Genomic DNA, 25,963 nt, shown 5'->3' with positions numbered 1-25,963 from the left:
CGCCATCGTTGCGCTCGTGCGGACTTCCTCCCGCGGCCTGCCCGCACGCGCGGCCCTGATCTAGAGCAGCGGCGTCTTCTCGCCCGCCTCGATGGCGATCGGCAGACGGTTCTCGGCCGGCGCGACCGGGCAGGTGGCGTAGTCGGTGAACGCACACGGCAGGTTGGCCGCCCGAGTGAAGTCCAGTGTCACCGCGCCGTCGGCAGCAGGCGCGGCGACGCTCAGCGACCGTGCGGCCGGGTAGGTCGTCACGCCGCTGGTGGCATCGGTGAACAGCACGTGCAGCCCGCCATCGGCCGCACCGAACGCGATCAGCCGGTGGCTGATGTCGGCCACCGTGAACGTGATGACCCCGACGGCACGGTGGTGATGCTCGAGACCCTCGACCACCGCGCCCGTCGTCACGGTCTCGGGCTCGGCGTAGGGCGTGAAGGTACCGGCGACGACCCACGCCGGATCGGGCTCGTAGGCGGGTATGCCGCCGAAGGACTGCAGATGCGGCGACGCCGGATCGTGCACGCGGAGCGCGACGGATCCGGTCCGCCGGATCACCTCGATGCGGCGCTCGCCGTCCGCGACGAGGATCCCCGGCGCGCCCTCGGCGGGCTCCAGCCTCTCGGTCCCCGGTACGCCTTCGACGTACACGGCGTCGGCATCCGCCCGCCAGCGCCCCGGCAGGTCGGCGGCGGTGGTGAATTCGTCGGTCAGCCAGTGCAATCCGGTCAGGCTGACCCAGCCGAGCGGGTCCCCGTAGTACCGTTCGCGCTCGGCGTGCCAGTGGGTCCACGACTCGGTGAAGGCGTCGGTGGCGATGTCGGTCATGACATCGATGATCCTCGCCATCGGCACGGATGTCAGGCTTCGGGTCGCCCCGATCATTAGTCGGGGCGACCCGCGGTCAGGCGACCGGCGGCGAGACCGTCTTCGGCGTCGGCCACGGCCGCGGCACCGGGCGCAGGCGCACCCGCTGCGGCCACCAGAACCACTTGCCCAGCAACGCGGCCAGAGACGGCGTCATCAGCGATCGAACCACCAGCGTGTCGAACAGCAGGCCGAGGCCGATGGTCGTGCCGACCTGACCGATGACGATCAGGTTGCTGACCGCCATGCCCATCATCGTGAAGGCGAAGACCAGGCCCGCCGACGTGACGACCGAGCCGGTGCCCGCCATCGATCGGATGATGCCCGTGTGCAGGCCGGCGTGCATCTCCTCGCGCATGCGGGACACCAGCAGCAGGTTGTAGTCCGCGCCGACGGCGAGCAGCACGATCACCGACATCGGCAGCACCATCCAGTGCAGCGGGATGCCGATGAGGTGCTGCCACACCAGAACCGACAGACCGAAGGACGTCCCGAGACTCAGCACCACCGTGCCGACGATGACTGCCGCGGCGGCGATCGCCCGGGTCAGCACCACCATGATGAGGAAGATCAGGATGAGCGACGCGACCGCGGCGATCAGCAGGTCGTAGTCGGCGCCCTGCTGCATGTCCTTGTACGTGGCGGCGCTGCCGCCGACGTAGACCGTCGAGCCCTCCAGCGGCGTGCCCTTGATGGCGTCGACCGCGGCGGTGCGCAGCGGCTCGATGTGCGCCGTGCCCTCCTCGCTCAGCGGATCGCCCTGATGAAACACCGTGAACCGCACTGCATGTCCGTCCGGCGAGAGGAACAGTTTGATGCCGCGCTGGAAGTCCGCCGTCTGGAACGCCTCGGGCGGCAGGTAGAAGTTCTCGTCGTTCATCGCGGCGTCGAACGCCTGCCCCATCGCCGTCGCGTTGTCCTGCTGCGCGATGTTCTGGTCCTGCTGCGCCTTCTGCGCCTGGTACTGGTTGAGCAGGTACTGCTTCTGGTTCTTCATCACCTGGATCATCGACGGCATGAGCGCCGCGAGCTGCGGCGTGAGGTCGGCCAGCCGCTGCACGTCCGGCACCAGGTCCTGGAAGTCGTCACTGAGCGTGCTGATGCCGTCGAGGCTGTCGAAGATCGACCGCAGCGCCCAGCACACCGGGATGTCGAAGCAGTGCGGCTCCCAGTAGAAGTAGTTGCGCAGCGGGCGGAAGAAGTCGTCGAAGTCGGCGAGGTGATTGCGGATCTCGTTGGTGTCGGCCGACGTGTTCTCGAACTTGTCGGCCATGTCGCGGGTGACCGACGCCATCTGCAGGGTGATGCTCTGCATCTTCTCCATCGACTCGATGGTGGTCTGCATGTCATTGGCCTGCTTGAGCGTGTTGTCCAGGATCTGCTGCTGATAGTCGTTGTTCATCAGCTGCCCATTGCCGCTCTGGCTCATGGTGTAGGCCAGGGACGCATGCTCGATCGGCTTGCCGTCGGGTCGGGTGATCGTCTGCACCTGGGCGATGCCGTTGACGCGGACCATGGCCTTCGCGATCTTGTCGATCACCAGGAAGTCCGCGGGGTTGCGCAGGTCCCGGTCCGTCTCCACCATGACGAGTTCGGGGTTCATCTTGGCTTCGGAGAAGTGCCGATTCGCCGCTGCCTGACCGACGTTCGCCGGCACGGTGTCCGGCAGGTAGATGCGGTCGTTGTACGACGTGTGGTAGCCGGGCAGCGTCAGCAAGCCCACCAGACACAGCACGATGGCCATCACGAGCACCGCGCCGGGCCAGCGCACCGTGGCCGAGCCCACCCGGCGCCAGCCCCTCGAGCGCTGCATGCGCTTGGGCTCCAGGACCTTCCCGAACCGCGTGACGATCGAGATGAGCGCCGGGCCCAGCGTGAGTGCCGCCGCCACGACGATGGCCATGCCGATGGCCAACGGGAAGCCCATGGTCTGGAAGTACGGCAGGCGGGTGAAGTGCAGGCACGCCGTCGCACCGGCGATCGTGAGCCCCGACGCCAGCACGACGTGCGCCGTGCCGTGGAACATGTCGTAGTAGGCCGACTCTCGGTCCTGCCCGTTGCGCCGCGCCTCCTGGTACCGGCCTATCAGGAAGATCGCGTAGTCGGTGGCGGCGGCGATCGCCAGGGTGACCAACATGTTGGTCGCGAACGTCGTGAGACCGAAGGCGCCGTGATAGCCGAGGAAGGCGACGACACCGCGCGCCGAGAGCAGCCCGGCGACCACCATCACCATGGTGATGATGACGGTGACGAAGGAGCGGTAGACCAGCAGCAGCATCACGATGATGACGCCGAAGGTCAGCATCTCGATCTGCTGCATGCTGGCGTCGCCGACGGCGTTCTGGTCGGTCGTCGTCGCGGCCGGACCGGTCACGTAGGCCTTGACGCCGGGCGGCGCCGGCACCCCGGCGACGATGTCGCGCACGGCGTCGACCGACTCGTTGGCGATGGTCTCGCCCTGGTCACCCGAGACGTACACCTGGACGTACGCCGCCTTGCCGTCGATGCTCTGTGCACCGGCCGCGGTGAGCGTGTCGCCCCAGAAGTCCTGGACGTGCTGAACGTGAGTCGGGTCGGCGCGGAGTTTGCGGACCATTTCGTCGTAGAACGCGTGGGCATCCGGACCGAGGGGTTGGTCACCCTCGAGCACGATCATCACGTTGCTGCTGGTGTCGTACTCCTGGAACACCTTGCCCACGCGCTTGGTGGCGATCAATGACGGAGCGTCGTTGGGGCTCATGGACACTGCGCGCAGCTTGCCGACTTCCTCGAGCTGCGGCACGGTGCCATTGAGGATCCCGATGATGACCACCCAGACCAGCACGATCGGGATGGCGAACATGCGGATGAACCGTGCCAGCGGAGGGCGCTTGGCGTGCCGCACCGGCGGGATCGCGTCGGTGGGGGCGTCGTCGACGGGCGCGCTCATCTGACCTCGATCCGCTCGCAAGCGTCGCTCATGCGGCCTTCACCAAGCAGTACGTCGCGGCATTCACGCCCTGCGCCGTCCTTTCGTCCTTGACTTCGTCGTCGACGGTGACGCGGCAACCGATCGACGAACCATCGCCTTGCGCAAGCAGATTGGGTTGCACCGAGGGGATCGTCGTCTCGAGTCGCAACGTCCACGGCAGCGGCACCGTGCCGGTCTTTCGCGGCACGCCGCCGAGGTCGACGTAGTTGATGTCGGCGGTCGATCCAGAGCCGAAGACCTCGTACACGACGACTTTGGGATTGAACTTCTCGGCGGTGTCGGACCCGACCGGGGTCACGACGGCTCCGTCGGAGCCGAAGATCGACCGCAGGTGCGACACGGTGACGACGCCGATCGCCAGGGCCACGACGAACAGCACGGGCAACCACACGCGCTTGACGGCGCCGATCACCGCGACGGTCCTGCGCTGGTCCGGGCACGCTCGAAGACAGCAGTCACGGCTGAGCCTTTCGACAGGAGGGTGCGCCGCGGAATCCGCAGGCGGCGGTTTGATCTAGATAGGCAATCTAAGTCGCTAAGTGGATAGAGTCAATCCGGTTATGGACGCGCTGTTGGCTACATCACTAAACTGGGTGCGATGATTGACGAACCATGCCGTGGCCTGCGCAAGGACGCCGTCCGCAACCGGCAGCGCGTGCTGGTGGCCGCCCGCGAACTGTTCGCCAGCAGGGGTCTCGACGCGACGCTGAACGACGTCGCTCGACACGCCAACGTCGGCGTCGGAACGGTCTATCGACGCTTCGCGACCAAGGAGGAGCTGGTCGAGGCCATCTTCGAGGACGGCATGGAGCAGATCGTGTGCCTCGCGGAGACGGCGCTGCGCCAGGAATGCTCGTGGACCGGCTTCGTGTGGTTCGTCGAGCAGCTCTGCGAACTGACGGCCACCGACCGCGGTCTCCGGGAAATCGTCTACAGCAAGGCCGGCGGCTACCGCGTCGAATGTGCCCGCGAGCGGCTCACCCCGTCGATCACGAAGCTCGTCGAGCGGGCCCGCGACGACGGCCACCTCCGACCGGACGTCGAACACACCGACATGCCGATCGTCGGCCTCCTCGCCGGCACCGTGAGCGAGTGGGCGGGCCACGTCGACGCCGACCTATGGCGCCGCTACGTGGCGCTGCTACTCGACGGCATGCGCCAGCGCGACGAACAGCAGCGCCTGCCGGTCGACGCGCTGTCCCCCGATCAGATGGACGAGGCGATGCGCGGCTGGCGCCCGACGGGGTGACGAAAACGTCTACCAGACAACGCCTCAGGCGGCGGAAGCACTGACGAGCAGCGGCTCCCAGGCCGCGAGCGCCGCGTGCGCGATGCCCTCCAGCGTCGCACGGTCGGCGCCGTCACGGGCCTGGATCGACATGCCCTGCTGCACCGTCGCATAGAACCGGGCCACGGCGCGCACGTCGAGACCGGCGGGTAGTTCACCGCGTTCGACGCCTCGCTGGAGCACGGCGGCCAAGTCCTCGACGCTCTGGCCGCGCTTGCCGATGAGGTCGTCCCGCAGATCCGCCGTCGCGCCGTTGGCGTGGAGCGCCGACAGCACGACGAGACAGCCGCTCGGCCGGTCGCCGCGGGTGAAGGCGCGTGCCGTCGCCAAAAGGTAGCCCTCGATGGCGCCGCGCGCGGTGTCCGCGTCGGTCACCGCGCCCCAGATCTCGGCGCCGGCGTAGATCGCGTAGTGCTCGACGGCTTCGCGGAAGAGTTCGTCCTTCGATCCGAAGGCCGCATAGAGGCTCGTCGTCCCGATGCCCATGGCCGCGGTGAGGTCGGCCATGGAGGCGCCTTCGAACCCCTTCTCCCAGAACACGTCGATCGCCCGTTCGAGCGCCGCGGTCCTGTCGAATGCGCGCGGCCGACCACGCGTTCCCATGAGTGCACTCCTTCGCAGAAATTCTGCAATGAATGCTACGGAAATATCTTGACCTTCGCCGCGGCTTGTGTCTTGATATCTGCAACGATCGTTCTACAAATGGAGGAATCATGGCTCAGCTCGATGGCAAGAAGGCCTTCGTCACCGGCGGCTCGCGGGGAATCGGCGCGGAAATCGTGCGGCGCCTCGTCGCCGACGGTGCGGCGGTGGCGTTCACCTACGCGAACTCCGAGGCCGAGGCCGAGCGTCTCGTCGCCGACGTCACCGCGGGCGGCGGCCGCGCCGTCGCCATCCGCGCGAACGCCGCCGAACCCGCCGACATCACGTCCGCCGTGGAGCAGGCGGCCGGCGACCTCGGTGGCCTGGACATCGTCGTGAACAACGCCGGTACCGCACACCTCGCCCCGGTCGAGGAGTTCAACGCCGAGCAGTTCGACCGCGTGGTCGCCGTGAACGTCGGCGGGGTGTTCTGGACGGTGCACAGCGCCCTCAAGCACCTGGGCGACGGCGCCCGCATCATCAACATCGGCTCGGTCAACGCCGACCGCGTACCGGGTCCGGGGGTGTCGGTGTACGCGTTGACCAAGGGCGCGGTGTCCTCGTTCACGCGTGGGTTGGCACGCGAACTCGGCCCGCGCGGGATCACCGTCAACAACGTGCAGCCGGGTCCCATCGACACCGACATGAACCCCGACGAGGGCGACTTCGCCGAGAGCCTCAAGGAGATCGTCGCGCTCGGTCGCTACGGTCGCACGGCCGACGTCGCCGCCATCGTCAGCTTCCTCGCCGGCCCCGACGCGGCTTACGTCACCGGCGCCAACCTGAACGTCGACGGCGGTTTCACGATCTGATCCCACGGACGCGTCCTGACGGTGCAAGCCCCGCGACCGTGGGGCTCGCGTACGCGGAACGGCCGTTCGGCGTACGCGAGGCCCACGGTCGGGCTGGTCAGCGCTCGGCGGGTAGCGGCGGGGTCGTCGGCTGCTGACCGCTGGGCGCCGGGGCCTGCTGGGCAGGGCTTCCAGACTGACCGGGTCCCTGCTGACCGGGCGACGGGGCCTGCGGTCCGCGCGGCGCCGGACCGGCCTCGCCGGGAGGGGGCGGAACGTCTCCGCGAGTACCGGGACCGTAGTCGTCGCCACGCGGCCCACCCGGACCGCCAGGCCCGCCACGCGGCCCGCCAGGCCCGCCAGGACCGCCAGGACCGCCAGGCCCACCCGGCCCGCCAGGACCATCAGGGCCGCCGGGTCCCCGGTACCCACCGGGTCCCTCGTCGCCACGCGGCCCGCCAGGGCCACCCGGCCCGCCCGGTCCGCCGGGCCCGTGGCCGCCGTGCCGGCCCCCACCGTCCGGACCACCCGGCGGAGGAGGCGGCGCATCGCCGTGCCGGCCGCCGGGGCCGCGATCGTCGGGAACCCACGGACCCTGACCGGGTTCGCGGCCCTCTGCGGCGTGCGAACCGGCGGGCACGCTGCCCACGGTGAGCGACATCATGGGGTGCGCGTTGGTCGCGACCCCACCCAGGAACCCGATCACCAGGCCGGCGACCGCCGTGCCGACGGCGATGCCGATCGGATGACGTCGGGCGGGTTCGCGCACCGCCGCCCACCGCGAGCGGCGTCCCCGGGGCTCCGCCGCCGCCGGGGCGTCGGGCGCCACCGGATCCGCCGGCTCGTCGGCGCGGGCGTCCTGCGGAGTGTGCAGGGGTTCGGTGTGCGCAGCGGCGTCGCCCGAATCGCTCTGCGTGCGTTCGTCATCGGTCATGGTGGAAGGTCCTCCTGCGTCTCGGCTGATCGGATCCGACGCTAGGAGCGCAGCGTGAAGCCAACCTGAAGACTCGTCCCGGGGCGGGGATCTTCACCTCGTCTTCAGGTACGGCCCTCCACAATGGAGTGGTGTCAGCGACCCGTGGTGTGCCTCGCGTCCTGGTCATCGAGGACTCCGACGCCATTCGCGAACTCGTCGTCGAGGCGCTGAACGACGCCGGCTATGCAGCAGCGGGTCACGTGGATGGCGACGGCCTGGAACGCACCCTCGACGGTTACCGGCCCGACGCGGTGATCCTCGACGTCATGGTCCCCGGCCGCGACGGGTTCGCGCTCATCGACGTGGTGCGCGCCTGGGGCGACGTCGGCATCCTCATGCTCACCGCGCGCGACGCGCTCGACGACCGGGTGCGCGGCCTCGACGGCGGCGCCGACGACTACGTCGTCAAGCCCTTCGAGATGTCCGAGCTGCTGTCCCGCGTCGGGGCCGTCCTGCGACGGCGCGGTGGCGTGCCGTCGACGGTCGCCGTCGGCGACCTGCTGGTGGACCGGTCTGCGGGCGTCGCGACCCGCGCCGGCCATCGATTGCCACTCACCGCAACGGAACTCAAGATTCTCGAGTTCCTGCTCGACCATCGAGGCAGGATCGTCAGCGCCGCACAGATCCTCACCGCCGTGTGGGGCTATGCCGCGTACGACGACAACCTGGTCCACGTCCACATCAGCAGCCTGCGTCGCAAGCTCGAAGCCCACGGTCCCCGCATCGTGCACACCGCGCGCGGCATCGGATACTCACTGCGGGCCGAGCCGCGGGCAGAACCGAACGCCGAGGGGCCGTGACCGACCCCGGCCGCACCGCCACCCCCTCTCTCCGGCGCCGCGTCGTGGCGACCACTCTGGGCGTGCTCGTCGTCCTGCTCGTCCTGCTCGGCGTCGTCATCGACGTCGCCGTGGGCGCCCAGGCCCGCCGCGACCTGCACGACCGGCTGATGGCGACGGTGGCGCGCGCCGACGCACTCGCCGAGACCGGTACCCCGCCGCAGCAGCTGGTCGCCGAACTCGCCGGCGGCAGTATCCGGGTCCGACTGCTGACCGCCGACGGCGTCGACTACGGCGACCCGAACGTGCCGCTCGACGTCGCCGACGGCGACGTCGCCCCACCCCGTCCGCCGCGGCCGCCGCACGGCGGTGCGCCACCGGGTGCGCCCGGCCCACCGGTGCCGCCCGGACCCCCGCGGGACCGTCCCGACGGGCGCGCCCCGCCCGACGCCACCGCAACGGCCGTCACCCACCGTCTCCCCGGTGGCGGCCGGCTGGTGCTGATCGCCGACACGACGGCCACCACCAGCCTGCTGCGGCAGCTGCGGATCGTGGTGATCGTGTCGGCGCTGGTCGTGCTGGCGATCGCCGCGGTCGCCCTGTCCTTCGTCGTCGACGTCGCGATGTCACCGTTGCGTCGGCTGACCGGCGTCGCAGAGTCCATCACGTCGGGCGACCGCGGGCGCCGTGTGCGACCCGACCGTCCCGACACGGAATTGGGCCGCGCCGCAGCGGCATTCGACGCGATGCTCGACGAGTTGGAGGACTCCGAGCAGCGGGCGCGAGGGTCCGCCGCGGACGCCGAACGGGCCGACGCCGCCACCCGCCAGTTCCTGGCCGACGCCGCTCACGAACTCCGGACGCCCATCGCCGGCATGCACGCCGGCGCCGAACGCATCGCGTCGGCCGCGGCGCAGCACGCCGGTGACGCCGACGCCGACGCTCAACGCCGCCGCGCCGACCTGGTGCTCACCGAAGCCCGACGTGCCGGCCGGCTGGTGGCCGACATGCTCGACCTGAGCCGCATCGACGCCGGGGCCGGCCTTCGAGTCACCGACTGCGACCTGACGGCTCTGGTCGAGGCCGAGCGCGAGCGCTGCACACTGCTGGCCCCCGCCGTGACGGTCACCCGGACCGGGGCGCCCGCGGTAAGGGTCCGCGCCGATGGCGTGCGCATCGCGCAGATACTCGCCAACCTCGGCGACAACGCCCGACGGCACACGCCCGCCGGGGGCTCGCTCGCGTTCGACGTGCGCGTCGCCGACGACTTGGCGGTCGTGACCGTCACCGACTCCGGCAGCGGAGTCGCAGTGGATCAGCGCGAGCGCATCTTCGAGCGCCTCGTCCGCCTGGACGACGCACGCACGCGGGACCACGGCGGCGCGGGACTCGGTCTGCCGATCGCCCGCGCACTGGCCCGCGCCCACGGCGGCGACCTGACGTACGTCCCTGGCGGCCCGGGTGCGGCGTTCCGACTGGTGCTGCCGGTGGCCGGTCCGCGGTCGGCCTAGCCGCTACTGGCCGGCGTTGCGCGCCAGATCGATGGCGTACTGGTTGACGAAGCGGCCCGCACCGGGCTGGCCGCGACCGCAGGAGCCGTCGGACTCGCCGGGACGCTTCACCCAGAGGAAGGCGTCGACGTTGCCGTTGCCGGTCGCCGTGGTCGGGAAGGCGCCGAGCGCACGGCCGGTCGGGTTGCACCAGTACAGCTCGCCGTCGGCGGGTCCGGCGCCGTTGCGCGAGGTGTCGATGACGTACGGCTTGCCGCCCGTCATCCCCGAGATCGCGTCGCCGTAGCCGATCTCCTCCTCGGTGGTGAAGAAGTTGGCGGTGTTGAGACTGAAGCCGCGGGCCTTGGCCACGCCGACGTCGTTCAGCCGGGCCGCCATCGTGTCGGCACTCACCCACCGGGAGTGGCCGGCGTCGACGTATACGGCGGTCCCCGGGTTGCGGGTCAGCGAGTCGACGGCATACCGGATGAGGTCGAAGCGCTCCTGACGCTGATCGGCGGAGAGACAATCAGCCATCGCCAGCGCGTCGGGTTCGAGGATGACCGCGGCCGGACCGGATCCGATCGCCGCGGTCACGCCGTCGATCCAGCCGCGGTAGGCGTCCGCCGAGCCGAACCCGCCGGCCGCGAAACTGCCGCAGTCGCGATGCGGGATGCCGTACAGAGCGAGGATCGGGCGCGTTCCGGCGGCCTGCGCGTCGGCGATGTACTTCGCGTCCACCGACGGGGTGGACAGGTGATCCATCCAGTAGGCCGTCGGCGTGTTCGCGATGGTCGTCAGCTCCGGGCTGCCGGCGCCGTTGGCGGCGCGCATCGCCGCCGAGTTCGGATTGACGTAGAACGGCAGGCCGACCAGCGGGTTCGCGTCGTCGACCAGGCGGATCGACGGCGCCTGCTCCACGGGCGCCGGCGCGTGCACCAGGCCGATCCCGGCGATGGCCGCAACGGTGAGACAGGGGGCGATCCACCGCGCCACGGCGGCAGCAGCTGAGGACGTCACCCGATGGAAATTAGTGGGCCAAAGCACTGAACGCCAATCCCGGGTGCCGGGTCACGCCGCAGCGGCGACGCCACCGGTGACGAATTTATGCGTTTCCCATGAACGCGTTTGCCCGTATCGCGCGTCCGGGTAAATCGGAGGCGACCACGTCGCACGTCACCTGATCGCCGGGTTCAACGACCTGGAGTCGACGTTCAGTTACGTTGCGCGACAACGCTCGTGGTCACGTTCGAATCGGCCGTCACCGGTGACGGCTCGTGCGTCGGCTCCGTCACCGCGTCCTTCACCCGTCGAACAGAGGTCCGCCATGCCCAACCGCAGTTTCCCCGCCGACGACAAGGTCCGGCTCCGCTTCGCGGTGGTACTGGCGATGATCGCCGGCATCTCCGACGCCATCGGCTTCATGCAGTACGCGCAGCTGTTCATGTCGTTCATGAGCGGCAACACCACGCGGTTCGGCGAGGCCGCGAGTTCCGCCGACTGGATCGGCGTCGTGCGGTTCGGCGGCGTCATCGCGATCTTCTGCTTCGGCGCCTTCCTGGGCACGCTCATCGCGGCCTGGGTGGGCCGGTGGCGGCTTGCCGCCCTGCTCACCATCCAGGGGTCACTGCTGCTGATCGGCGTCTTCCTCCCGCACGGCACCGAAGCCGTGCCGTGGCACGTCTACCCCATCGTGCTCGCGCTCGGACTGCAGAACGCCACGCTGCAGGACGAAGCGGGCCGCAGCCTCGCCCTCACCTACGTCACCGGCACGGTCGTCCGATTCGGCGCCGGTCTGGCCAACATGCTGCTGCACAAGCCGGCACCGTCCTTCTGGATTCAGGGGCCGCTCTGGCTCGGCCTGACCAGCGGCGCAGTGCTCGGTGGGGTGCTGCAGCACCACTTCGGCGAAGCCGCATTCCTGGTTCCGGCCACCATGCTGCTCCTGCTGGCGATACTGGCCTTCGTGCTGACCTACCTGATGCCACGTAGCGAGGTGGTCATCAATCCGCATGCGCCGCAACCGGATGCGCACCCCGACGCCAAGCCGACGGTCGTCGTGTGAGGTCGGCTAGGTGGCGCGGCGCAGCACGGCAGGCACCGTCAACGCGAGGATCTTGAGGTCGAGGCCCATCGACCAGTTCTCGATGTAGTAGTTGTCCCACTCGGCGCGGTCGGCAATCGAGGTCTGCCCGCGCAGCCCGTGCACCTGAGCCCACCCGGTGATGCCCGCCTTGACGCGGTGCCGCTCCCCGTAGCGGTTCACCTTGGCGTCGAAGATGTCCACGAAGTCGGGGCGCTCCGGTCGCGGTCCGACCATGCTCATCTCGCCCTTGACGACGTTGATCAGCTGCGGCAGCTCGTCGAGGGACGTTGACCGCAGGATCCGTCCCACCGCGGTGCGTCGGTCGACGCCCTCGACGCCACCGGGAGCCAATTCCGAGAGGAGTTCGAACACGCCGTCAGCCTCCGCCGGCGGTCGCATCGACCGGAACTTCAGGCAGTCGAACGGCACGCCGTCGCGCCCCACCCGGCGCTGCCGGAACAGGATCGGACCCGGCGACGAGGCGTGCACCAGCGCGGCGATGAACAGCATCAGCGGCGCCAGCGCGAGCAGCAGGAGCGCCGCGACCACCCGGTCGCCGGTGTGCTTGACGTGAAAGGTCCAGCCGCGCGGGTCGGCGCGCGGCACTGCCAGCAGCGGCATCCCGCCGAGGTGGTCGACCCGGGCGTGCAGGCCCACCGCGTCGAACATCCGGGGCACGACCCATACCGTCAGACCCCGGGCCTGGGCCACCCGCAGCACGCGGTCGATGAGGTCGGCGTCCCTGGCCCGGGAGAACGCGATGATGACGGCGCCCGCCCCGGTAGCGCCGATGGCCTCGGCGATCATGTCGGGCGGACCAAGGCGCGGCGTGGTGGTGACGACGTCGTCGTCCGAGCCGGTCCACATCAACGGGTCGACCGAGAGGAGACCCGCTGGGGTGAGCCCGTATTCCGGTGAGGACTCGAGCCGGTGGCAGATCTGATGGGCGATCCGGCCGTTGCCGACGATGAGCGTGGGCACCGACAGGTCGTGGTGAAACCTCCTGGCGACGGCCAGGCCGCCGAGCAGCAGCAGCCGCCCTGCCGGCACCAGTACCGCAGCGCAGGCCCACACGTGCGGGATCACTGCTTCCGGGTGCCTCGGTTGACCGAGCAGCGCCAACGCACCGGCGGTCGACAGCGCCGCGAGCGCGACGGCCAGCTCGATCGGGCCGATGTCGTCGACGAAGCGATGCGCGATGCCGCGGCGATACAGCGCGGCGCGAGCGTGCAGGAACACCACGAACGCCAGGAACACCGCGAACGGCATCCCCCAGGCCGCGGGGCCGCCGGCCGGGGCGGCCCACCCCGACCCGAGCACGACGGCCACGAGGACGGTGACCACGTCCGAGGTGAGCCGGAACCCAGCGGCCACGTGCGCCGGCGAGACGTGACGACGGGGTATGACCGGCGACGAGTTCTCTGGCGGTCCGTCCGAAATGGCCGCGAACTCGCGAATCGTCATTTCCCTCGCTTCTCGACCGTCGTGGTGCCGCCATTTCGGGTCGGTGACGTCAGTGCGTTCGCACCGGTCGGGTGCCGCCGTCGAGCTGGCCTGACCAGCGAGGATGGACCGGTTTCGTCATCGACGAGACGTTTATAACATCAATATTGACGCACGCGTCGCGAAATTCACGGCGTCCAATTCCGTCATGAATGCATGCCATCGGAATGAACCTTCGCCACGATTCACCATGGCTCGATGTGGCTAATTCGACCACGATGCAGCCGTTGACGGCCGCGTGGCGGTCATATCGCGCGGCCCGCCGGTCACGGCATCGCCGTGACCGCATCGGCACCTTCTGGGAGCCTGCACGCGCACGACACGCAACGCGCGGACGGCGCGGCTGACCTTCGCTCGACGCCCAGCCCGAGTGGTGGACGACACACCACGTCGCCATGCGGTCGGCGACGCCCGTCGCGTCTCACCAGTACGGGACCGATGAGGATCCCTTCGGAAACGACCCGGCTGCGCGCGAGCCACCCGGGTTCAGGAGAGGCAGGCGAGGGCATGAGTGTCTTCGAACCACGTACCCGGCGTCCCAACATCGACGTATCGACCACCCACCGCGACGGCGCCGTCATCGTCGCCGTTCGCGGCGACATCGACCTCGTGACGGCGTCGACCTTCTCGCGCGAGGTATTCGCCGCACTCGACGGCGACCCCGCTCTGCTCGTGATCGACCTGACGGCCGTCGACTTCCTGGCCTCGATCGGCCTCGGCACCTTGGTGGACGCGCGCACGACGGCGCCGCCGGAGGTGCGCGTCGTCGTGGTCGCCGACGGTCCGGCGACCAGCCGGCCCATTCGGATCACCGGCGTCGACGACGCCGTCCCGCTCTACGCCACCGTGGCGGACGCCCTGCGCGCCGCACAGGGGTGACGTTCCGAGCCGTCAGTCACCGGACGCTTTCCTCGCGAAGATGGCGGCGATCTCCGCCACTCGCGGATCGGCTTGGAACTCCTCGAGCGTGAGCGGCAGCGGGAGACGCCAGTTGGGGTATTCGTCGACCGTTCCGGGAAGGTTGGGCTGGCGGATCTCGCCGACGACGTCGTAGGGGGACACCAGCTTCAGCCGGCTCGGCGTCGAGGCGAGGAAGCGATGCATGGCGACGATGACCGACGCGGTGTCGGTGTCGGTGTCGGTGTCGGCCAGGAAGCCCTCCGACCGGAGCAGCGTCACCCACTCGTCGCGTTCCCTGGCGGCGTTGCGCTCCTCGGCGGGCACGTCGTCGAGGAGCCCGAGGTCGGCGCGCGCGCGAACGTGTTCGCCGCGGAGGAACCCCGCCGCCGTCGGCAGGTCGTGCGTCGAGAGGCTCGCCGCCGCGCGTTGCGGCCACTGCGCCGGTGCGAGCAGCGGCTCACCCGGCGCCGATTCGTCGCGCGTGAACCAGGACACGGCACAGCCCAGCATCTCGTTGTCGGCCAGCGCTCGGGTGACCTCCGGTTCCACCGTGCCCAGGTCCTCGCCGACCACGACCGCCCCGGCGCGGTGCGCCTCGAGCGCCAGCACCGCGAGCATCGTGTCGGCGTCGTAGTAGACGTAGGTGCCGCGGTCCGGCCCCTCGCCGGGCGGAATCCACCACAGCCGCCAGAGACCCGCGACGTGGTCGATCCGCAATCCATCGGCGTGCGCGAGCACCGCGCGCATCATGTCCCGCAGCGCGGCGTATCCCGTGGCGGCGAGCCGGTCCGGGCGCCAGGGCGGCAGGCCCCAGTCCTGCCCGCGCGGGGTGAAGTTGTCCGGCGGCGCGCCGATGCTCACGCCGGTGGCGAGGACGTCGGCCAGCGCCCACGCATCGGCACCGTCGGCGTCCACGCCCACCGCGAGGTCGTGCAACACACCCACGGCCATACCGGCGTCCCGGGCAGTCTGCCGGACGGCCGTCAGTTGCGAGGCGCACTGCTGCTGGATCCATGCGTGCAGGGCGACCCGCGGCGCCAGCTCGCGGCGCGCGGACTCGACCGCAGTCGAGTGCACGTCGCGCAGCGCCTCCGGCCACCGGCTCCACCGGCCGCCGTGCCGTTCGGCCAACGCGCAGTACGTCGCCCAGTCCCGCAGGCCCGCCGAGGCGTTCCCGCCCCGGAACGGATCCGGCCGGCCCTCCGCGCGCCACAGCAGTTCCAGCGCATCGCGTTTCGCCGCCCAGACGAGGTCGTGGTCGATGCGGTCGCCCTCGGCGCTGACCCGCAACGCGTCCACTTCGCCGCGGGTGTCCGAGTTGGCGTGCGAGTAGGAATGGAGGTCCTCGATGCGCAGCGCCAGCGGGTTGGCGAAACGACGGCTCGACGGGGTGTACGGCGACGGCTGCACGGGATGCGTCGGGCCCGGCGCGTGCAGTGGATTCAGCAGCACCGCGCCGGAGCCGTGCTCTCGGGCCGTCCACTGCACGAACTCGCGGAGATCGCCGAGGTCGCCGATGCCCCAGGAGCGCGCCGACCGCAGGGCGTACAGCTGCAGCATCCAGCCCCAGGTGTCCGGGGACTTCGGCACCGTGGGCGGCGCCACGACGAGCGTGGATTCCTGACCGGTCTCGGTGCGCGCCCGAAACCAGCCCAGCGGCAGGTCGGCGGGTAGCTCGCCGCGGACCTCGATCTCCGCGCCGTCCTCGGCGACCACGGAGGTCACGCCCGGCAGGGGATGTGCCCGGCCGTCCGCGCGGACCGCAACGGTGGGCGGGAGCACGCCGGCCTGATCGAGTTCGGCGAGACGGTCCAGTTCGCGACGGCGGTCGTCCTCGGACTCCGCCTGGACGTCCAGCAGGCCGAGCATGCGGATCACGACGTCTGCGTCAACCTCGACGGGTTCTCGTCGCTCGTTGCGATAGGAGGTCGCGACGCCGTGCGCGGCGGCCAGCCGGCGAAGGTCGTCCGGCACGGAATCGGCGGTCACGCGTGGACTATACGGTCGGCGAGGCGGAAGGACCGTGGCGCGCCGTGGCGGTCGGCGCTCGGGGATGCCGTCACCGCCTCCCTGTACCCGAGCGGCCGTCGATTACACCGCGCGGATCGGGACCGGGTCCTCAGCGCAGGTGCTCGTCGAAGAAGGTCAGGATGCGACGCCAGGCGTCCTCGGCCTGGGGCGCCGAATGGTGCACCCCGGCGATGCGCTCGACGACGTGGACGGCCGACGGCGTCTTCCACTCGTTCATGAAGCTGTGCCCGACACCGGGATACTCCTTGATGTCGCGCGCCACGCCGCTCGGTGCGAGCCCCCTCTCGAGTTTCGCCGCGGCACCGGGCAGCAGCACGTCGCGGGCACCGTAGCTCGCCACGATCGGGCAGGACCGCGACGGCACGCCGACCGCGGGTGGGAACGGGCCGTAGTTGGGGGCGGTGGCGTCGAAGACGCCGCGGTCGGCCAGCAGGAGGCAGAAGCCGCCGCCCATGCAGAATCCGGCCGAGCCGACCTTTCCGGTGGTGCGGTCGTCCGCGCGCAGCGCCTCGGCCGCGCCGATGAGGTCGTCGACGGCCGATCCCGAGCCGCTGGCGAGGGCACGGAAGGCGCTGACGATGCAGAGCGGCTTGGGGCCGCGCTGGAAAAGGGCCGGCGCGAACGCCAGATAGCCGTTCGCCGCGAAGCGATCGGCGATGCGCCGGATGTCGTCGGTGAGACCGAAGACCTCGTGGATGACGACGACCGCCGGCCACGGTCCCGTCCCGGACGGGGTGGCGAGATAGCCGGGGAGGGTGCCGCCCTCGACGGGCAGTTGAGCGTCGGGCACCGGTGATCTCTACCCGTTTCCCACCCCGGTCAACACGGGTAGCACTGCCCGATGGCCGAACGCAGCGACATCCGCCTCGTCCCCGACGGACACGGCGAGATCCCCGATCCGCCGAACGACGCGACGCTCGCGCGCGTGCTGCGGCTGCTGGAGCCGGCGCGCCGCCTGGTCAATCCCCGGGTGTACGGCAGCGAGCACCTGCCGTCGGACCGTGGCGCGCTGCTCGTGGGCAACCACACGCTGATCGGCTTGCTCGACGCGCCGCTCCTGTGCGCCGAACTCTGGGAGCGCGGCATCCGGGCGCGCGTCCTGGGCAATCACGCACACTTCAAGTTGCCGCGGTGGCGCGATCTGCTGACGTTGGTCGGGGTGGTGCCGGGGAGACCGGAGATCGCGGACGCGTTGATGCGTCGCGGCGAGACGATCCTGGTGTTTCCCGGCGGAGGCCGGGAGGTCGCCAAGCGCAAGGGCGAGAAGTACCAGCTCATCTGGGAGAACCGGATGGGCTTCGCGCGGCTGGCCGTCAAGCACGGCTATCCCATCGTGCCGTTCGCCACCGTTGGCGCCGAGGACGCACTCGACGTCCTCGTCGACACCGAGCATCCGGCGATGAAGCCCGTACAGCGGCTCTTCGAGCGGATCTCGGGCAGCCCCGACTTCTTCCCCCTGGTTCGCGGCATCGGGCCGACGCCCATCCCGCGGCCGGAGCGGCAGTACTACTGGTTCGGCGAACCGATCGACACCTCGGCGGTCGACACCACCGACGACCGCACCGTGCGCCGCATCCGCGACGAGACGAAGGCCGCCATCGAAGGCGGGATCGCCCTCCTGCTCGCCGAGCAGCAGGCCGATCCGCAACGGTCGGTCGTCAAGCGTCTCTTCGGCCCGGAGCGGCGAACCAGTCGTCGGGCGTGACCCCGACGTCCGACGGCGCCCTCACAGCTGCGTGACGCACCCGTTCGCGACGTGCCACGTGCGGTCCAGCCGGACGTTGGCCAGCATCCGCCGGTCGTGGGTCACCAGCAGCAGTGCGCCGTCGTAGGCGTCGAGGGCCGCCTCGAGCTGCTCGATGGCCGGCAGGTCGAGGTGGTTGGTGGGTTCGTCGAGGACCAGGACGTTGGTGCCCCGTGCCTGCAGCAGCGCCAAACCGGCGCGCGTGCGCTCCCCCGGTGACAGGTCGTCGACCGCGCGCTCCACGTGGTCGGCACCGAGCCCGAACTTGGCCAGCAGCGTCCGCACGTCCGCCGTCGTCCACGTCGGCATCGTCCGCTCGAAGCGGTCGACGAGCCGATCCTCACCGACGAATTGGCTTCGCGCCTGGTCGATCTCGCCGATCTCGACGCTTGCGCCGAGGCCCGCGCGGCCCTCGTCGGGCGCGCGGCGGCCGAGCAGCATCCGCAGCAGCGTCGACTTGCCGGCCCCGTTGGGACCGGTGATGCCGATGCGTTCGCCCGCGTCGACCTGAACCGAGACCGGCCCGAGGACGAAGTCGCCCTGGCGGACGACGGCGCCGTCGAGCGTGGCGACCACGGCACTCGATCGGGGTGCGGCCTTGATGGCGAACTGCAGCGTCCACTCCTTACGGGGCTCTGCGACCTCGTCGAGGCGTGCAATCCGACTCTCCATCTGCCGGACCTTCTGGGCCTGCTTCTCACTGGACTCCGACGCCGCCCGGCGCCGTAGCTTGTCGTTGTCGGGGGCCTTGCGGATGGCGTTGCGCACCCCGTGGCTGGACCACTCGCGTTGCGTCCGCGCGCGGGCCACCAGGTCGGCCTTCTTCTCGGCGAACTCCTCGTACTGCTGTCGCCGGTGCCGCCGGTTGACCTCGCGCTCCTCGAGGTAGGAGTCGTAGCCGCCGCCGAAGACGGTCGTCGTGTTCTGCGCGAGGTCGAGTTCCAGGACGTGAGTCACGCTGCGCGACAGAAACTCTCGGTCGTGGCTGACGAGGACGACACCGCCGCGGAGGTCCCGCACGAATTGCTCGAGCCGTTCCAGCCCGTCGAGGTCGAGGTCGTTGGTCGGTTCGTCGAGGAGGACGACGTCGAAGCGGGAGAGTAGCAGCGCGGCCAGGCCGACGCGCGCGGCCTGCCCGCCGGACAGCGCCGTCATGGGCGTGGCCTCGGGGTGCGCGACGTCGAAGCCGAGATCAGAGAGCACGACGGGCAGACGTTCGTCGAGGTCGGCCGCTCCGGTGGCGAGCCAGTGATCCAGCGCCGCCGCGTAATCCGTGGACACAGCGCTGGAAGCGGACGGATCGGCGAGGGCTGCCGCAGCAGCCTCCATCGCCCGGGTCGCCTCGGTGCAGCCGGTGCGGCGCGCGAGGTACGCCGCGACGGTCTCGCCCGGAACCCGCTCGTGTTCCTGCGGAAGCCAGCCGACGAAGGCGTCGGCCGGAGCGCGGCTGACCGATCCCTCGAGCGGTTGCAGGTCGCCGGCCAGGATGCGCAGCAGCGTGCTCTTGCCGGCGCCGTTGGCGCCGACGACCCCGACGACGTCACCGGCAGCCACGGTCAGGTCGACGCCTTCGAACAGCGTGCGGTGCGCGAAGCCGCCGGCCACGTTCTTGGCGACGAGCGTTGCGGTCATGGTGCCATCGTCGCACCACAGCCGTCCGGTGCCGCAGTGCGACCGGCGCCGATCAGCTGAGCGAGTCGGCCAGGTGAGTCAGCACACCGAGTTGGGCGAAGATGATGGATCCTTCGGGATAGCAGTCGAATCGCTTGATCTTCCCGTCCTGCATCTCGAAGACGTCGCAGCATGGCGCGTCCATCTTCTTGCCGGTCGGCGGTAGCGTCCCGAAGGGCAGCGTGAGCGGCCCGTCGTGCGTGCCCTGCAACGCCAACTGCACGATCACCACGTCTCCGTCCTCGTAGATCCGGTAGAGCTCGCGGTGCATGTCGGAGAACGCGGTGCCGTAGTTGCGCACGGTGTCGGCCAGCTCGCGACCCCGGTACTGGGCACCGACGGAGAAGTCCGTGAACACGCCGTCCGGTGTGAACGCGTCGATCCACCCTTCGAGGTCCTTCTTCTCGGCGGTCTCGTATGCCCGCTTGACCGCCTCGACGTTTTCGCTCACGACGCTCCTCGTTCGATAGGTGAAACGTCACGTATCGTCGCAGAGGGGAATCGCATCCGCAAGCGCGAGGATGTGAACGCAACGCGGCCCGCCACCGGAAGGTGGCGGGCCGCGACGCGTTCTGGCGGGCGCTCGGACTTACTTGAAGGCGTCCTTGATCTTCTCGCCGGCGTCCTTCAGGTTGGCCTTCGCCTGGTCGATCTTGCCCTCGTTCTCGGTGCTCTTGTCACCGGTGGCGCTTCCGGCCGCTTCCTTGGCCTGACCGCCGAGGTCATCGATCTTGTTCTGGGCCTTGTCGGCAATACCCATGTCAGCGACTCCTTCGTTCCTCAGTCCGGTGTCTTCCGAACCCGAGTCAGGGGTACCTCGACGCGCGCTCGGCGAAACGACTCCTAGGGAATGCACAGAATCGGGCACTCCGGGCCGTCACTCTTGCTCCGCCTCGGCGCGCTCCTGCTTCAAGCGGTCCTTCGTGCGGACGAGGCGGAGCAAGGTCACCAGGACGAGGCCGCCCACCACGTTCAGCGTCACCGTGTACCCGAACCACACCGCCCAGTCGCCGTAGCCGAACGGGGCCCGGCCCGTCGACAGCGCGCCGAAGATCAGCAGCGAATCCAGGATGGAGTGGAACATCTGCAGGCCCGCCAGCAGGAACGCGCCCGCCACCGCAGCGGCGATCTTGCCGGGCACCGAGTCGGTGCCGTGCTGCATGCGGGTCATCAGGGTGATGACCATCCCGCCCAGCACCGCCAACGCGGCGGTCTCACCCGAGAGCGGAGCGGTCGCGAAGTGACCGGCGGATTCGATCATCTGGTCGTGCAGCCGGGGAAAGGCACGCACGACGAGGTACATGATCAGCCAGCCGCCGATCAGGTTGGCGGCCAGCGTGCCGCCCCACAGCTTGAGGAGTTGCCGGATGCTCGCCCGCTTGGCCACGACGGTGGTGACGGGTACCAGGAAGCCCTCGGTGAACAACTCGCTGCGGCCGAGCAGCAGGGCGAGGAAGCCGATGGCGAAGGCGAGTCCCGCGAGCAGGTGGTTGCCCGTCGCCTGCAGCACCGCGAGGAAGGCCAGGACGCCGACGGCGACTTCGGTACCACCGAAGAAACCCGTGACGAGGACTTCGCGCCAGGCGCGGTGCAGGCGCTGGGCGCCCTCGTCGATCATCCGGTTGAAGGTCTCCTCGAGCGCGTCCTCGATGGGACTGTCCGAGTCGCCCAGGTCGCGCTGCGTCGCTGGGCTCACGCCGACCACCTTTCCGATGCGTGAAGGCTTTCCGTTGTTGAAGGACGGCCGTCATACCCGCAAACGAGGCCGGGTAAGCCTCGCCCGTTCGGGGTACCGCGCTGCGGTGACCGACGTATCCGGCCTGCGGCCCGAGGTGATCGCCTTCGACGTCATCGAGACACTCGCATCGCTGGAGGTCGTCGGTGCACGACTCGAGCAGCTCGGGCAACCCGCCGATCTGCTGCACCGCTGGTTCATCCGGCTGCTGCGCGACGGCATGGCTCTCACCGCGGCCGGCGACTTCCAGCCCTTCGCCGCCGTCGCCGCGTCGGCGCTGCGGGCCGAGACCGTCGACGTGCTGTCCGACGACGACGTCCAGCACGCGGTCACCGGTTTCACGCAGCTCACGCCGCAACCCGACGCCGTGGACGCCGTCCGCGCTGCGCGGGAGGCAGGGTTCCGCGTCATCACGGTGTCCAACGGCGCGGCATCGTCGACGCGCGGCTTCCTCGACCGTGCGGGCATCGCCGGCGACGTCGAGGACGTCGTCTCGATCGAGGACGCCCGCGCCTGGAAGCCGTCGCCGGAGCCCTACCGGCTGGCCGCCCAGCGGGCCGACGTGCCGATCGAGCGCATGGCGCTGGTCGCCGTGCACTCCTGGGACGTCTACGGCGCCCGCCGCGTCGGCTGCACCACCGGATGGTGTCCCCGGCTCGAAGGCGTGCCCTCACCGGTCTTCGGCGAGGCGACGGTGACCGCGGCCTCCCTCACCGGCGTCGTCGCCGGACTCGCCGCGCTGCCCGAGGGCTGAGCCGGCCGCGCCGCGTCGTGGCGGTCATCACAGTTCGCGTCGACCTCGTTCGGAATCGTCGGGCACGCCCGACCGATCACGGAGACCGATGGCGAGGAGGTGTCCATGATGAGCGGTCCCGAGGTCGACGATCGCGACGAATCCGGCGCCGCACGGCCCGCGCCGGCCGCGGCACTTCGGGCGATGTCCGCAGCGTCGCTGATCGGCCGCTTCCCCGTGCCCGTGGCGATCGTGGCCGATGGTGGGGTGATCGTCGACGCCAACGCGGCGCTGTCGGCGCTGCTGGGACGGGCGGTCGCCGGCGAGCCGTTGGCCGCCGTGGTCGCCGAGGCCGCCGACGCCTCGGATCCGATGGCGTGGCTCGACGGAGCGGTCCGCCGCCTGGTCACCCTGGTCCACTCCGGTGGCACGCCGGTACCGGCGACGTTGACCGCGTCCGTGCACCACGCCGAGGACGCCTCGCTGGCCGTTGTCGTCTTCGACGACGCCACCGACCGCGTCTGGATGGGCGAACTCACGGGCTGACCCTCCGACCGGGGCCGGCGGCCACGCTTGACCGCCTCTGTCACTAAGTGACAAGATGACTGCAGGTCGAGGCGGGGAGGAGGTGAGCGGCCATCCCGGACGACGACGGGCGGACCCCACCCACCTCGAAGCAGGCCGGCGCACGACTCGAGGTCTCACGGCACGCGTGTGCGCTGTTCTGGGACCGTGGCGTGGCCAACACCACCGGCGACGACATCGCCGCGGCCGCGGGCCTGTCCACCAGGACCGTGTGGCGCTACTTCCGCTCCAAGGAGGCGTGCGTCGAACCGGTGCTCGCACAGTCGGCGCACCGCTTCATCGCGCTCGCGCGCCGCTGGCCCGACGAACTGTCGCTCGCCGACCACATGGCGTCCTACACCGCCGCGCATCCCCTGTCCGAGCAGGAGATCGCCGACGAGGTCAGCGCGTTGCGGATCGCCACCCTGTCGGTGACCGAGCCCGCGTTGCGGACGTCCTACCTCATGGTGCACGACGAGATGGAACGCGAGTTCGTCCCGGTCGTCGCCGCCCGCCTCCGCCTGCCTGCCGACGACCTGACCGCCCGGCTCTGCGCCGCAGCGGTCACCGCGGCCTTCCGCATCATCGACGAGGACGTCGGTCGCCGGGCGATCCTCGACAAGGAGAAGGTGACCCAGGACGAGGCACTCGCCATGGTCGACCGCGCCATTCGCGATGCCACCAACGGCCGCCTCGGCGGACCGGTCACGGCGTGATGGCCGGCGGCGCACCAAAGCCATCGCGCACGGCCTCCTCACCAGTCCCGTTGCGGCCGCTTGGAACACGTTCACCCGTCGATCACCTGGGCACGCGGCGCACCGCCACTACGGCCTATCGTTGACGGGTGCGCTCCGACTACCACGATCGACTCGACGCCCTCACGACCGGACTGGCCGACATGTGCGGGCTCGCGGCGACGGCCATCGAGCGCGCGACCGACGGCCTGCTGCACGCCGATCTGAGCATCGCCGAGCGCGTCATCTCCGATCACGACGACCTCGTCGAGCGCAAGGCGGCTCTCGAGGAGGCCGCCTTCATCCTGCTGGCGCTGCAGGCACCGGTGGCCGGCGAATTGCGCGCCATCGTCAGCACGCTGCGCAACGTGTCCGACGCCGAACGCATGGGCGGCCTGGCACTGCACGTCGCGAAGATCGCGCGGTTGCGCCACCCGTCGCAGGTGCTCGCCGACGACGTCAGCGCCGTCATCGCCGAGATGGGCACCGTGGCCGTCGACCTCGCCCACGCTGCGCGGGACGTGGTCCTCTCCGCCGACCCGGAACGGGCCGCTCGCCTCCGGCACGACGACGACGCGATGAACGATCTGCACCGCCATCTGTTCACGCTGCTGATGGATCGCCAATGGCCGCACGGCGTCGCGGCAGCGGTCGACGTGACACTGCTCGGTCGGTTCTACGAACGCTTCGCCGACCATGCGGTCGAGATCGGGCGGCGCGTGGTGTTCCAGGCGACGGGCGAGACTCCGGACAGCGCGGACTGATCCGCCGGGGTGGCCGGCCGGCGTCGCGGTGTGATTTCGGCGCGCTCGGCGTCGCTGAGGACCATCAAAGCGCGCCGAAATCGCCAGAGTCGCCGGGAATAGGCGTCGCCGCCGGCCACGTTCGGACCGGGCATGAGGCACTTCTCGGAGACCGAGCGGCAATCCTTCCTTCGAGACGTGCGCGTCGGCGTGCTGTCCGTGGCCGCCACCGGCGGGCGTCCGCCGGCGAGCGTGCCGATCTGGTACGAGTACACCGCCGATGGACTCATCCTCGTCAACACCGGCGCGGGTTCCCGCAAGGCCCGACTCATCGAGGACGCGGGCGTGGTGACGCTGGTCGCGCAGCGCGAGGAGCCGCCCTACCAGTACGTCGTCGTCGAGGGAACGGTGGTGGACACCGCCAACCCGGCGCCGCGGGAGGTGCGCGAGTCCATCGCGATCCGGTACCTCGGCGAGGAGGGCGGCCGCGCGTTCGTCGCCGGCATGGGCGACGCTCCCAGCGTGCTGTTCACGATCCGACCGGACCGGTGGATCACCGCGGACTTCTCCGACGACGACCTCTGACCGCCGCCGAGCGGGTCCGACGTGGATTGACCCACCGTTCGGGGGGCGCGTTAGTGTGCTGAGTCGGCACGAACCGACCGCCGACGGAAGAGTTGAGCCCCACATGACCGCAGAAGCAGACGCGTCGCCGCTGGAAGCGCGGGTCGGCCACTGGTACCAGATGGACGGCACGTACCTCGTCGGGCGCGAGAAGCTCCGCGAGTACGCCCGCGCCGTGCAGGACTACCACCCGGCGCACTGGGACGTCGGCGCCGCCCGCGAGCTGGGCTACCCGGACCTGGTGGCTCCCCTGACGTTCACGTCGGCTCCGGGCATGCAGTGCAACCGCCGCATGTTCGAGGAGATCGTGGTCGGCTACGACACCTACATGCAGACCGAGGAGGTCTTCGAACAGCACCGCCCGATCGTCGCCGGCGACGAACTCGTCATCGACGTCGAACTCACCTCGGTGCGCCGCATCGCCGGCCGCGACCTCATCACCGTCACCAACACGTTCACCGACGCGGCCGGTGAACGCGTGCACACGCTGCACACCACCGTGGTCGGCGTGACCGCCGAGGACATCGGCGCCGACGTCAAGGCGGCCGTGCAGAACGCGATGATGCACGACATGAACATCCTCGACATCGGGCACGCGGACGCCGCCTACGCCAAGGAGGTGCGCCCGGAGGCGGCGGTGACGATCGCCGATCCCGGTGCCCGCTCCCCGGGCACGCCGTCGTTCGACGACGTCCGGGTGGGCGACGAGTTGCCGGTGCGGCACGCCCGGCTGTCCCGCGGCGACCTCGTCAATTACTCCGGTGTCGCCGGTGACGCCAACCCCATCCACTGGGACGAGGACCTCGCCAAGCTGGCCGGTCTGCCCGACGTCATCGCGCACGGCATGCTCACGATGGGCCTGGGCGCCGGTTTCGCCTCAGCGTGGTCCGGCGATCCCGGTGCGGCCACGCGCTTCGCCGTGCGGCTGTCCGCGCCGGCCATCGTGCCGGCCAAGGAGGGTGCCGACATCGAGTTCAGCGGCCGGGTCAAGTCCCTCGACCCCGAGACTCGGACCGGCGTCCTGTTGGTATCCGCGAAGTCCGGTGCCCGCAAGATCTTCGGCCTGGCGACGCTGAACGTGCGCTTCCGCTGACCCT

26 protein-coding genes are annotated in these 25,963 nt (G+C 70.2%); 13 read left to right on the top strand and 13 right to left on the bottom strand.

Going from position 1 to position 25,963, the window contains the following annotated elements; translation table 11 throughout:
* Nucleotides 1-60: 60 nt before the first annotated feature.
* The 3 genes from FZ046_RS07335 to FZ046_RS07325 all read right to left on the bottom strand — a co-directional run bounded on the left by FZ046_RS07335 (nt 61) and on the right by FZ046_RS07325 (nt 4,244).
* Complete coding sequence (locus FZ046_RS07335; protein ID WP_070355407.1) at nt 61-822, bottom strand: DUF1684 domain-containing protein; 762 nt, start codon at nt 820-822, stop codon at nt 61-63.
* A 76-nt stretch (nt 823-898) separates the two neighbouring features.
* Nucleotides 899-3,790, bottom strand: coding sequence for an MMPL/RND family transporter (locus tag FZ046_RS07330; protein WP_070355384.1), 2,892 nt, complete (start codon nt 3,788-3,790; stop codon nt 899-901).
* A gap of 28 nt (nt 3,791-3,818) precedes the next feature.
* Entirely contained in the window at nt 3,819-4,244 is a 426-nt protein-coding gene (locus FZ046_RS07325; protein WP_070355383.1) for an MmpS family transport accessory protein, read from the bottom strand.
* A 186-nt stretch (nt 4,245-4,430) separates the two neighbouring features.
* Here FZ046_RS07325 and FZ046_RS07320 point away from each other — a divergent pair, with 186 nt between their 5' ends.
* Entirely contained in the window at nt 4,431-5,081 is a 651-nt protein-coding gene (locus tag FZ046_RS07320) for a TetR/AcrR family transcriptional regulator (protein ID WP_149484223.1), read from the top strand.
* A 24-nt stretch (nt 5,082-5,105) separates the two neighbouring features.
* On the opposite strand, the gene FZ046_RS07315 is transcribed toward FZ046_RS07320, so the two are convergent.
* Entirely contained in the window at nt 5,106-5,723 is a 618-nt protein-coding gene (locus tag FZ046_RS07315; RefSeq protein WP_070355381.1) for a TetR/AcrR family transcriptional regulator, read from the bottom strand.
* A gap of 110 nt (nt 5,724-5,833) precedes the next feature.
* On the opposite strand from FZ046_RS07315, the gene FZ046_RS07310 reads away from it, so the two are divergent.
* Nucleotides 5,834-6,574: a 3-oxoacyl-ACP reductase family protein gene (locus FZ046_RS07310; protein WP_070355380.1), complete on the top strand. Its 741-nt coding sequence runs from the start codon at nt 5,834-5,836 to the stop codon at nt 6,572-6,574.
* 97 nt (nt 6,575-6,671) lie between these two features.
* Here the strand turns inward: FZ046_RS07310 and FZ046_RS27655 are convergent, their stop codons facing one another.
* Nucleotides 6,672-7,487 carry a hypothetical protein gene (locus FZ046_RS27655; protein WP_211372304.1) on the bottom strand — a complete coding sequence of 272 codons (816 nt, stop codon included), beginning with the start codon at nt 7,485-7,487 and terminating at the stop codon, nt 6,672-6,674.
* A 131-nt stretch (nt 7,488-7,618) separates the two neighbouring features.
* On the opposite strand from FZ046_RS27655, the gene FZ046_RS07300 reads away from it, so the two are divergent.
* On the top strand, nt 7,619-8,329 hold the full coding sequence (locus tag FZ046_RS07300) for a response regulator transcription factor (protein ID WP_246182925.1): 711 nt from the start codon (nt 7,619-7,621) through the stop codon (nt 8,327-8,329).
* A complete protein-coding gene (locus FZ046_RS07295; protein WP_149484222.1) occupies nt 8,326-9,819 on the top strand; it encodes a sensor histidine kinase in 1,494 nt (497 codons plus the stop codon). The genes FZ046_RS07300 and FZ046_RS07295 overlap by 4 nt, the downstream gene beginning before the upstream one ends.
* Before the next feature lie 3 nt (nt 9,820-9,822).
* Here FZ046_RS07295 and FZ046_RS07290 read toward each other — a convergent pair whose 3' ends face one another.
* Nucleotides 9,823-10,818, bottom strand: coding sequence for a glycoside hydrolase family 6 protein (locus tag FZ046_RS07290; RefSeq protein WP_070352007.1), 996 nt, complete (start codon nt 10,816-10,818; stop codon nt 9,823-9,825).
* Nucleotides 10,819-11,125: 307 nt separating this feature from the next.
* On the opposite strand from FZ046_RS07290, the gene FZ046_RS07285 reads away from it, so the two are divergent.
* Nucleotides 11,126-11,863 carry a YoaK family protein gene (locus FZ046_RS07285; protein WP_070352006.1) on the top strand — a complete coding sequence of 246 codons (738 nt, stop codon included), beginning with the start codon at nt 11,126-11,128 and terminating at the stop codon, nt 11,861-11,863.
* Nucleotides 11,864-11,869: 6 nt separating this feature from the next.
* Here FZ046_RS07285 and FZ046_RS07280 read toward each other — a convergent pair whose 3' ends face one another.
* Complete coding sequence (locus FZ046_RS07280; protein WP_070352005.1) at nt 11,870-13,258, bottom strand: sugar transferase; 1,389 nt, start codon at nt 13,256-13,258, stop codon at nt 11,870-11,872.
* A gap of 636 nt (nt 13,259-13,894) precedes the next feature.
* On the opposite strand from FZ046_RS07280, the gene FZ046_RS07275 reads away from it, so the two are divergent.
* On the top strand, nt 13,895-14,266 hold the full coding sequence (locus tag FZ046_RS07275; protein ID WP_083298057.1) for an STAS domain-containing protein: 372 nt from the start codon (nt 13,895-13,897) through the stop codon (nt 14,264-14,266).
* A gap of 12 nt (nt 14,267-14,278) precedes the next feature.
* Here the strand turns inward: FZ046_RS07275 and malQ are convergent, their stop codons facing one another.
* Nucleotides 14,279-16,276: a 4-alpha-glucanotransferase gene (gene malQ, locus FZ046_RS07270; RefSeq protein WP_246182923.1), complete on the bottom strand. Its 1,998-nt coding sequence runs from the start codon at nt 16,274-16,276 to the stop codon at nt 14,279-14,281.
* A 130-nt stretch (nt 16,277-16,406) separates the two neighbouring features.
* Entirely contained in the window at nt 16,407-17,108 is a 702-nt protein-coding gene (locus FZ046_RS07265) for a dienelactone hydrolase family protein (protein WP_070352004.1), read from the bottom strand.
* A gap of 51 nt (nt 17,109-17,159) precedes the next feature.
* Here FZ046_RS07265 and FZ046_RS07260 point away from each other — a divergent pair, with 51 nt between their 5' ends.
* Nucleotides 17,160-18,023, top strand: coding sequence for a lysophospholipid acyltransferase family protein (locus FZ046_RS07260; RefSeq protein WP_070352003.1), 864 nt, complete (start codon nt 17,160-17,162; stop codon nt 18,021-18,023).
* Between the two features lie 21 nt (nt 18,024-18,044).
* Here FZ046_RS07260 and abc-f read toward each other — a convergent pair whose 3' ends face one another.
* From abc-f to FZ046_RS07240, 4 genes are all read right to left on the bottom strand, one after another.
* Entirely contained in the window at nt 18,045-19,694 is a 1,650-nt protein-coding gene (abc-f, locus tag FZ046_RS07255; protein WP_070352002.1) for a ribosomal protection-like ABC-F family protein, read from the bottom strand.
* A 52-nt stretch (nt 19,695-19,746) separates the two neighbouring features.
* Complete coding sequence (locus FZ046_RS07250) at nt 19,747-20,184, bottom strand: nuclear transport factor 2 family protein (RefSeq protein WP_070352001.1); 438 nt, start codon at nt 20,182-20,184, stop codon at nt 19,747-19,749.
* A 138-nt stretch (nt 20,185-20,322) separates the two neighbouring features.
* Nucleotides 20,323-20,493 carry a CsbD family protein gene (locus tag FZ046_RS07245; RefSeq protein ID WP_070352000.1) on the bottom strand — a complete coding sequence of 57 codons (171 nt, stop codon included), beginning with the start codon at nt 20,491-20,493 and terminating at the stop codon, nt 20,323-20,325.
* Between the two features lie 117 nt (nt 20,494-20,610).
* Entirely contained in the window at nt 20,611-21,429 is an 819-nt protein-coding gene (locus tag FZ046_RS07240; protein ID WP_070352026.1) for a formate/nitrite transporter family protein, read from the bottom strand.
* A gap of 106 nt (nt 21,430-21,535) precedes the next feature.
* Between FZ046_RS07240 and FZ046_RS07235 the strand changes: the two genes are divergently transcribed.
* The 6 genes from FZ046_RS07235 (at nt 21,536) to FZ046_RS07210 (ending at nt 25,959) form a co-directional block, all read left to right on the top strand.
* Complete coding sequence (locus FZ046_RS07235) at nt 21,536-22,222, top strand: haloacid dehalogenase type II (protein WP_070351999.1); 687 nt, start codon at nt 21,536-21,538, stop codon at nt 22,220-22,222.
* Between the two features lie 105 nt (nt 22,223-22,327).
* Complete coding sequence (locus FZ046_RS07230; RefSeq protein ID WP_070351998.1) at nt 22,328-22,747, top strand: nitrogen regulation protein NR(II); 420 nt, start codon at nt 22,328-22,330, stop codon at nt 22,745-22,747.
* Nucleotides 22,748-22,938: 191 nt separating this feature from the next.
* Nucleotides 22,939-23,481 carry a TetR/AcrR family transcriptional regulator gene (locus tag FZ046_RS07225; protein WP_246182922.1) on the top strand — a complete coding sequence of 181 codons (543 nt, stop codon included), beginning with the start codon at nt 22,939-22,941 and terminating at the stop codon, nt 23,479-23,481.
* A 128-nt stretch (nt 23,482-23,609) separates the two neighbouring features.
* Nucleotides 23,610-24,263, top strand: coding sequence for a phosphate signaling complex protein PhoU (phoU, locus tag FZ046_RS07220; RefSeq protein ID WP_070351996.1), 654 nt, complete (start codon nt 23,610-23,612; stop codon nt 24,261-24,263).
* Nucleotides 24,264-24,395: 132 nt separating this feature from the next.
* Nucleotides 24,396-24,827, top strand: a complete 432-nt coding sequence (locus tag FZ046_RS07215) for a pyridoxamine 5'-phosphate oxidase family protein (protein ID WP_070351995.1) — start codon at nt 24,396-24,398, stop codon at nt 24,825-24,827.
* A 103-nt stretch (nt 24,828-24,930) separates the two neighbouring features.
* The gene (locus FZ046_RS07210; RefSeq protein WP_070351994.1) at nt 24,931-25,959 is read left to right on the top strand and encodes a fused (3R)-hydroxyacyl-ACP dehydratase subunits HadA/HadB; all 1,029 of its coding nucleotides are present in this window, start codon (nt 24,931-24,933) and stop codon (nt 25,957-25,959) included.
* The last annotated feature ends 4 nt before the right edge of the window (nt 25,960-25,963 follow it).

This window comes from Mycolicibacterium grossiae (assembly GCF_008329645.1).
GTDB lineage: Bacteria > Actinomycetota > Actinomycetes > Mycobacteriales > Mycobacteriaceae > Mycobacterium > Mycobacterium grossiae.
Note: the sequence above shows the minus strand (reverse complement) of the source record. Positions and strands in the feature narration are given on the sequence as shown.

Bases quoted from the DNA above. Each gene is read 5' to 3' on its own strand.
- FZ046_RS07215 (WP_070351995.1), top strand. From the start codon at position 24,396: ATGAGGCACTTCTCGGAGACCGAGCGGCAATCCTTCCTTCGAGACGTG.
- FZ046_RS27655 (WP_211372304.1), bottom strand. From the start codon at position 7,487: ATGACCGATGACGAACGCACGCAGAGCGATTCGGGCGACGCCGCTGCG.
- FZ046_RS07330 (WP_070355384.1), bottom strand. From the start codon at position 3,790: ATGAGCGCGCCCGTCGACGACGCCCCCACCGACGCGATCCCGCCGGTG.
- FZ046_RS07245 (WP_070352000.1), bottom strand. From the start codon at position 20,493: ATGGGTATTGCCGACAAGGCCCAGAACAAGATCGATGACCTCGGCGGT.
- FZ046_RS07315 (WP_070355381.1), bottom strand. From the start codon at position 5,723: ATGGGAACGCGTGGTCGGCCGCGCGCATTCGACAGGACCGCGGCGCTC.
- abc-f (WP_070352002.1), bottom strand. From the start codon at position 19,694: ATGACCGCAACGCTCGTCGCCAAGAACGTGGCCGGCGGCTTCGCGCAC.
- FZ046_RS07310 (WP_070355380.1), top strand. From the start codon at position 5,834: ATGGCTCAGCTCGATGGCAAGAAGGCCTTCGTCACCGGCGGCTCGCGG.
- FZ046_RS07260 (WP_070352003.1), top strand. From the start codon at position 17,160: ATGGCCGAACGCAGCGACATCCGCCTCGTCCCCGACGGACACGGCGAG.
- FZ046_RS07230 (WP_070351998.1), top strand. From the start codon at position 22,328: ATGATGAGCGGTCCCGAGGTCGACGATCGCGACGAATCCGGCGCCGCA.
- FZ046_RS07210 (WP_070351994.1), top strand. From the start codon at position 24,931: ATGACCGCAGAAGCAGACGCGTCGCCGCTGGAAGCGCGGGTCGGCCAC.
- FZ046_RS07320 (WP_149484223.1), top strand. From the start codon at position 4,431: ATGATTGACGAACCATGCCGTGGCCTGCGCAAGGACGCCGTCCGCAAC.
- FZ046_RS07275 (WP_083298057.1), top strand. From the start codon at position 13,895: ATGAGTGTCTTCGAACCACGTACCCGGCGTCCCAACATCGACGTATCG.
- FZ046_RS07335 (WP_070355407.1), bottom strand. From the start codon at position 822: ATGACCGACATCGCCACCGACGCCTTCACCGAGTCGTGGACCCACTGG.
- FZ046_RS07285 (WP_070352006.1), top strand. From the start codon at position 11,126: ATGCCCAACCGCAGTTTCCCCGCCGACGACAAGGTCCGGCTCCGCTTC.